Here is a 2,047-nt window from a genome sequence, read left to right as displayed (position 1 = left end):
TAAAGCTGCTTTGCAAAATTGTGATGCTTACATTTCAGGTGAAGTCAGTGAACGAACTTTTTATGAAGCAAAAGAGCTAGGGGTTCACTATTTCGCCTGTGGTCACCATGCTACTGAGCGTTATGGAGTTCAGCGTTTGGCACAAGCGATCTCAAAACAGTTTTCAATTGAAGCTGAATATTTTGAATTGAATAATCCGATTTAATTAAGTCTTTTTTTCAATCTGTGTTATGCGTATTAATTAGATCTTTATTGTGTATAGTTCTTTAAAACGATGCCCTATTGTTACCAGAATCATTTACAATAGAGCCACTTAATTGTATAACCCAGCAAATGCAAGGAATAGGAACATGACAACCATTACTTTACCTGCACTTCCATATGGCTATGATGATTTAGCGCCACATATTAGTAAAGAAACTTTAGAATACCATCACGATAAACACCACAATACCTATGTTGTTAACTTAAACAACTTAATCAAAGGGACTGACCTTGAAGGTAAAACTTTAGAAGAAATCATTAAAGCGACTGCTGGTGATGCATCTAAAGCTGGTATTTTCAACAATGCTGCTCAAGTTTGGAATCATACTTTCTACTGGAACAGCATGAAGCCAAATGGTGGTGGTAAGCCTACTGGCGCAATCGCTGCTAAAATTGACGAAGCTTTTGGTAGTTACGAAAAGTTTGCAGAAGAATTTACTGCTGCTGCAACAACTCAATTCGGTTCAGGTTGGGCTTGGTTAGTTGCTGATGAAGTAAACGGTAAATTATCTATTACTAAAACTTCTAATGCAGACACTCCACTTGCACATGGTCAAATTGCTGTATTAACAATTGACGTATGGGAACATGCTTACTACATCGATTTCCGTAACTTACGTCCTAAATACATCGCAACTTTCTTAGAAAGCCTTGTGAACTGGGACTATGCAAATGCAAAACTTGCAGGTCAACCAGCTGGTGTAGAGAAATAATTTTATTTCTTTATGAAAAACCACCCTATTTTGGGTGGTTTTTTTATTTTTAATACAGCAAAAGCATATTAATCAAGCAAACGATTCATTTTCTTTAATATTCTTATTGACGCTTTTAGATTTCATCCATAAAATGCGCATCAGATTCTCCAATAGCTCAGTCGGTAGAGCGACGGACTGTTAATCCGCAGGTCCCTGGTTCGAGCCCAGGTTGGAGAGCCATCTACTAATCTCCCATAGCTCAGTCGGTAGAGCGACGGACTGTTAATCCGCAGGTCCCTGGTTCGAGCCCAGGTGGGAGAGCCAAGATTCTTAAAAACCCACTCATCATGAGTGGGTTTTTATTTGTATGATGCCTTCACATGTTCGAATCGAGTCACTTATTTTTTATTGTTTTAGGTTGCGTAAGCACCTGTATTTTTCTTCTTGTTTGTTTACGCCCTTATTTATTTCCAAAACAAAAATTCTTTGCTCGCCCTGTCATTACAAACTTTGAAACTCAAATGTTTATACGTTTAAAACAAAGTTTTCCAAATTATCATGTGTTAACACAAGTGGCTTTTAGCGCTTTAATTACCAGTAATGACTATAAAATTCGTAGTCAGTTCAATCGTAAAGTTACTGACTTTGTCGTGCTCAACGACAAGATGGAAGTCATGGCCATCATTGAGCTAGATGACCCTACCCATCTTGAAAAAGTAGAAGAAGACCGTATTCGTGATCAAATGCTCACTGAAGCAGGCTACCTTGTAAAGCGTTACACAAATATTCCTACTGTACGCCAATTACAAAAGGATATTCATTAACAAGCTATTTCGATTCAGAATTTGCAGCTTCTTTCTCAGCTATTCTTTTTGCCATCTCTAAACGCTGCTGTTCATATTGTTTTTTATTCTTAGCATCACTTTTTGCAGCCAAGAAAAGTATTCCAATAATTAGTAAAGGAATAAGTAAACCTAACCCCATTAATAACCAAGGAACAGATTTTTTTTCAACAGGTTGTTGGCTCATAAGTTTTTCAAACTCAAATAGTATCAACTTCAGAATGCGTAACAATATAACAAAAAAAG

The 2,047-nt window shown here is 37.0% G+C and carries 4 protein-coding genes and 2 tRNA genes; 5 read left to right on the top strand and 1 reads right to left on the bottom strand.

From position 1 onward, the window contains the following. The 5 genes from J580_RS22630 to J580_RS22610 all read left to right on the top strand — a co-directional run. On the top strand, positions 1–205 hold a 205-nt coding region (locus J580_RS22630; RefSeq protein ID WP_032006059.1), incomplete at its 5' end, for a Nif3-like dinuclear metal center hexameric protein. Between the two features lie 145 nt (positions 206–350). Beyond that, entirely contained in the window at positions 351–977 is a 627-nt protein-coding gene (locus tag J580_RS22625) for a superoxide dismutase (protein WP_000208083.1), read from the top strand. A gap of 146 nt (positions 978–1,123) precedes the next feature. After that, positions 1,124–1,199, top strand: a tRNA-Asn gene (locus J580_RS22620). Positions 1,200–1,207: 8 nt separating this feature from the next. Then, positions 1,208–1,283: transfer RNA gene (locus J580_RS22615), tRNA-Asn, on the top strand. Between the two features lie 56 nt (positions 1,284–1,339). Further along, positions 1,340–1,783, top strand: coding sequence for a DUF2726 domain-containing protein (locus J580_RS22610; RefSeq protein WP_032004574.1), 444 nt, complete (start codon positions 1,340–1,342; stop codon positions 1,781–1,783). Between the two features lie 4 nt (positions 1,784–1,787). Here J580_RS22610 and J580_RS22605 read toward each other — a convergent pair whose 3' ends face one another. Continuing rightward, positions 1,788–1,988 (bottom strand): hypothetical protein, encoded by a 201-nt coding sequence (locus J580_RS22605; RefSeq protein ID WP_032004572.1) that lies wholly within the window; start codon positions 1,986–1,988, stop codon positions 1,788–1,790. Between the last annotated feature and the right edge of the window lie 59 nt (positions 1,989–2,047).

Origin of the sequence: Acinetobacter sp. 1542444, assembly GCF_000581835.1 — a bacterium.
In the GTDB taxonomy this organism is placed as follows: Bacteria; Pseudomonadota; Gammaproteobacteria; order Pseudomonadales; family Moraxellaceae; genus Acinetobacter; species Acinetobacter pittii.
This window is presented reverse-complemented; position numbering and strand designations above follow the sequence as displayed.

Excerpts from the sequence above, each read along its gene's own strand:
- J580_RS22625 (WP_000208083.1), top strand. The coding sequence starts at position 351 with ATGACAACCATTACTTTACCTGCACTTCCATATGGCTATGATGATTTA.
- J580_RS22610 (WP_032004574.1), top strand. The coding sequence starts at position 1,340 with ATGTTCGAATCGAGTCACTTATTTTTTATTGTTTTAGGTTGCGTAAGC.
- J580_RS22605 (WP_032004572.1), bottom strand. The coding sequence starts at position 1,988 with ATGAGCCAACAACCTGTTGAAAAAAAATCTGTTCCTTGGTTATTAATG.